The sequence below is a fragment of the Microcoleus pseudofavosus SVA1_A4 genome (genome assembly GCF_036700565.1).
In the GTDB taxonomy this organism is placed as follows: Bacteria; Cyanobacteriota; Cyanobacteriia; order Cyanobacteriales; family Microcoleaceae; genus Microcoleus.
The window spans coordinates 1-4,048 of record NZ_JAUBPE010000153.1 but is presented as its reverse complement, the minus strand read 5'-3'; the positions used below and the strand labels follow the sequence as shown (position 1 = coordinate 4,048).

Sequence of the window (4,048 nt, the reverse complement as noted above, 5' to 3'; positions counted from 1 at the left end):
TAGGCACAGACATTTTTCCTACAGTGAATGTATGAAAATCCTTAGTCATCAAAGCCAGAACTGCGGAATGTGGGTTTTAATGAGAGTTGTTATTAAATCTTCTCCAACGTAAGCTTTATCTCCCTTAAATCTTTGTTGAGAGTCAAACTCGGAGCGATATTCCCGGAATAAGGTTATATCGCTTTTAGGTCCAGGTTCCCCTGCAACAACATCAACTATATCTCTACCATCTGGCATGATAATTATTTGACTTTTGAATGTCAATACTCCGGACAGTTTTTAAATAGGGATGCTTACGCAATAAAGCACAGAAGCGAAAAAACTGAGTGCTATCTGAACCCAAAATAAACAGAAAAAAATGCACTCTTTTAGGTTAAGCTATAAAAACACACAAGCTCAACAGATTGCCTTATGAAGATTATTGAATCCATCTTACAACAAATGCCAGGGATTAGTCAACCCCAAAAGAAGTTTTTAATCACTTTATTCTCAACTATTTTGCTGGTCTATGGTAAGGTCAACTTCACGAATCTCAGTCGTTATAGTTATTTGAGCGAAAAAACCTACCGTCGTCACTTTCTCAAAAGCTTTAATTTTCCACAATTTAATCAATATTTCCTCGAATCTGCTTTAAATCCTGAACACACAGTCATTGCCGTTATCGATTGTTCTTTTTTAAGAAAAAGTGGCAAAAAAACTGACGGTAAGGGTTATTTTTATAATGGTGTAGCGGGGAAATCGTCACAGGGGTTGGAAATTTCTGTAATTTCTATTGTCGAAATTGAGAGTCGTTTATCTTATAGCTTAAGCGTACAACAAACTCCATCACGCCCTCAAATAAAGAAGGTGAAAAAACTGCCACAAAAACCGAAGAATAGCTGGTCAAAAAAAATCTCGCAAAAAACCGGAGTCTCAAAGCTCAACGCCTGACATCACAAGAGTTGATGACTATGCACAACATCTAAAGAATACTCGTTATTTCTTCCCAAATTATGTACGTTATTTGGTGGCTGATGGCTATTACTACCGCTCTAAATTCTGGGATGCTGTGCGGGAGTTAAATTTAGACTTTATTGGCAAGTTAAGAGTTGATTCTAACCTACGCTATCTTTATACTGGTGAACAAAAGAAACTGGGAGCTCCACGTAAATATGATGGTAAGGTTGACTGCCATGATTTGAGTCGTCTTAATTTTGTTAAACAAATAAAACCGGGAGTTTCATTATATACATTAGTTGTGTGGAGTTGTTGTTTAAATTGCCCAATTAGTTTGGCTTGTATTTCTGAGGTTCAAGCCAACGGACAAATTAAAAATGCTTTATTATTTAGCACTGATATTCACTTACCGCCTGAGCAAATTGTTGAATATTATCAGGCTCGTTTCCAGATTGAATTTATTTTTCGTGATGCCAAGCAATTTACGGGATTGTCTGATTGTCAAGCTCGTCATTTACCACGGCTTGATTTTCATTTTAATGCCAGTCTTATTGCCTTAAATTTGGCCAAACATCAACTCTCTAGTTGTAATTTATCTGCCAAGTCGTTTGTCTTTTCAATGGCTTCTTATAAACGCCTAGAATTCAATAAGCATCTACTTTGTACCTTTATTGATAAGTTAGATTTAGACCCGGATTTGATTTTAAATCATCCAAATCTTCCTTCAGTCTTGTCTTATGGTACTCTGGCTGCTTAAAAACTGTCCGGAGTATTGAATGTATGATTACTCTTCTTGCCTGAAAAGTATTTTTCTTGTTCTTCCTTATCTCCAGGTCTCTCTCTGACTTGTTCGTAGGTATCTACTATTAATTCATGTTCTGTGAGTATTTCCTTAACTATTGCATGGTCAGCAGCGTTTTTTTTTACTTGTTCCAGCAAGCTAGATGGTAGCAATTCTCGCAGGTGCGGCAACCAATAGTTAGGGCTTGCTGAATAAGTGCTGAAAGGTTCACCACATGAGGGCTGCGATCGCCCGATCGTGGGTGGTGAGTGCAACAAATACAGGTAAAATAGTACAGAACCCTTGCACCACCGTTAACAGTTGTGTACCGAAAAGTTGACCCAGACGGCCCCCCACCAGAAAGCTTTGAATTTCCTCATGGAGGAAAATTAGCCTCAGACAACCGTTGGGTAATGATGGCCCAATTCATACCGTGGTCAGAATTTGAAGCAGAATATGCTGAAAATTTTGCCTCATCTATGGGGGCACCCGCTAAATCATTTAGGATAGCATTGGGGGCATTAATCATCAAAGAGAAATTGGGAACTAGCGATCGCAAAACTGTAGAACAAATTAGAGAAAACCCTTATCTACAATACTTTATCGGTCTCTCATCCTATAGCAATGAGATTCCATTTGATGCCTCCCTATTGGTTCATTTTCGACAAAGAATCAGCGTCAATCTCGTCAATAAAGTGAACCAAAAGATGGTGAAGAATCTCCGAGAATCCCCGACACATCAACCTGAATCAAGCAAAAAAAACCCCGAAGAACTAAATGAGAGTGAAAATCAGGGAAAATTATTATTAGATGCAACTTGTGCTAGCGCAGATATCACCTATCCAACTGACATAGGAATTCTCAATCGAACAAGAATGCAAACAGAAAAAATCGTAGATATCCTCTACGAGTCAATCAAAGACCAATGCCCGAAAAAACCCAGAACCTACCGCAAAAAAGCTCGTAAAGATTACCTAGCGATTGCTTTCGCAGCGCCGACCGACGCAGAGCAAAAAAGAACACCCATTAAAAAGCAACTGCAATATATCAAAAGAAACCTAGCTCATATTGAGCAATTAATCGAGTTAGGCTCCCTTTTGGAGAACTTGAGTAAGCGACAATATAAACTGCTGCTAGTCTGTCAGGAAGTTTACCGCCAACAATCCTGGATGTACCAACACAAAACAAATAGAATTGACGATAGAATAGTAAGTTTAACCCAACCCCATGTTCGTCCCAACGTCGCGAGGAAAAGCAGGAAAAGCCACAGAGTTTGGAGCCAAAATCTCAGCTAGCAGTTGTGACGGGTATATATTTCTAGATCGAATTAGTTGGGATAACTTCAATGAATCAGGAGACTTAATAGCCCAAGTAGAAGCATTTAAAGAATTCACAGGACATTACCCAGAGTCGGTTCATGTTGACCAGATTTACCGCACACTGATGAATCGAGAATGGTGTAAAGAAAGAGGAATTAGGATGAGCGGTCCGCCCTTGGGGAGACGGCCAGCTCATGTGAGTAAAGCCACAAAGAAGCAAGCTAGAGAAGATGAAAAAGCCCGTCAGGCTATAGAAGGAAAATTTGGTCAAGCAAAAAGAAGATTTAATCTCGATCGAGTGATGGCTAAACTCGATAATACATCCCAAACAACGATTGCAATTGCTTTTTTAGTCATGAACCTTGTGGCAGGGTTATTGCGGTTATTGTGGCTTTTTGTGTGTCAATTTTTATTAATAACAACTGGAAAGAAGGCAAAGATCAAAAATTATGGTAAGGATTCAGGTGGTGGGTATTGACAAGTGTGATACTGGAAAGTAGAATATAGCAATTATGAAAAAAAACCTGCCACCCAAACTCAACAGTGAAATCTTAAAACAGTTGGCGACAGAGAAACTGGTAGAGATGATCGTGGAGCAGGCGAGGGCTATAGAGCAGTTAAAATCCCGAGTAATAGAACTAGAACAGGAAATAGAGAAACTTAAAATCAGCAGAGATTTAGACAGCACAACATCATCAAAGCCACCATCGTCCGACATCCTCAAAAAAAGCGAGAAAAAACTAGAAGCTCAAACAGAGGAAAGGGAGACACCAAAACGGAAACCAGGAGGACAACCAGGGCATCCGGGAAAAACGAGGAAGGGGTTTGGTCGGGTAGATAGATTAGAGATATTACGACCGCAAGTGTGTAGGTGTTGTGGTCAAAGCGAATTCAGTGGCGAACCTATCAAAATAGAGAGAGAGCAAGTTGCTCAGTTAGGAATGAAAAATAAATAACTTAATGAATTACTCAGGTTGGGGTACGGCTCGATAATTCCATTTGGGCAAATATT

At 39.4% G+C, this 4,048-nt stretch carries 5 protein-coding genes and 1 pseudogene; 4 read left to right on the top strand and 2 right to left on the bottom strand.

Going from position 1 to position 4,048, the window contains the following annotated elements:
• Positions 1-48 precede the first annotated feature (48 nt).
• Positions 49-237 (bottom strand): hypothetical protein, encoded by a 189-nt coding sequence (locus QUA02_RS32820; protein ID WP_333033903.1) that lies wholly within the window; start codon positions 235-237, stop codon positions 49-51.
• A 174-nt stretch (positions 238-411) separates the two neighbouring features.
• On the opposite strand from QUA02_RS32820, the gene QUA02_RS32815 reads away from it, so the two are divergent.
• Positions 412-930: a hypothetical protein gene (locus QUA02_RS32815; RefSeq protein WP_333033902.1), complete on the top strand. Its 519-nt coding sequence runs from the start codon at positions 412-414 to the stop codon at positions 928-930.
• Positions 875-1,693 carry a transposase gene (locus QUA02_RS32810; protein WP_333033904.1) on the top strand — a complete coding sequence of 273 codons (819 nt, stop codon included), beginning with the start codon at positions 875-877 and terminating at the stop codon, positions 1,691-1,693. Before QUA02_RS32815 ends, QUA02_RS32810 begins: the two co-directional genes overlap by 56 nt.
• Here QUA02_RS32810 and QUA02_RS32805 read toward each other — a convergent pair.
• Positions 1,690-1,995 carry a hypothetical protein gene (locus QUA02_RS32805; protein WP_333033900.1) on the bottom strand — a complete coding sequence of 102 codons (306 nt, stop codon included), beginning with the start codon at positions 1,993-1,995 and terminating at the stop codon, positions 1,690-1,692. The two genes, QUA02_RS32810 and QUA02_RS32805, sit on opposite strands and share 4 nt — an antisense overlap.
• 45 nt (positions 1,996-2,040) lie before the next feature.
• Between QUA02_RS32805 and QUA02_RS32800 the strand changes: the two genes are divergently transcribed.
• Positions 2,041-3,514 (top strand): IS5 family transposase gene (locus QUA02_RS32800; RefSeq protein ID WP_333033899.1). Its coding sequence is split into 2 segments (ribosomal slippage): positions 2,041-2,961 and positions 2,963-3,514, totalling 1,473 coding nucleotides; the frame shifts between segments, so codons are not numbered across the junction.
• A gap of 34 nt (positions 3,515-3,548) precedes the next feature.
• Positions 3,549-3,974: pseudogene (locus QUA02_RS32795) on the top strand (DUF6444 domain-containing protein); the annotation flags it as partial.
• Between the last annotated feature and the right edge of the window lie 74 nt (positions 3,975-4,048).

What these genes read in the sequence shown, in the direction of transcription:
- QUA02_RS32820 (WP_333033903.1), bottom strand. Translation starts at nt 237, where the DNA reads ATGCCAGATGGTAGAGATATAGTTGATGTTGTTGCAGGGGAACCTGGA.
- QUA02_RS32815 (WP_333033902.1), top strand. Translation starts at nt 412, where the DNA reads ATGAAGATTATTGAATCCATCTTACAACAAATGCCAGGGATTAGTCAA.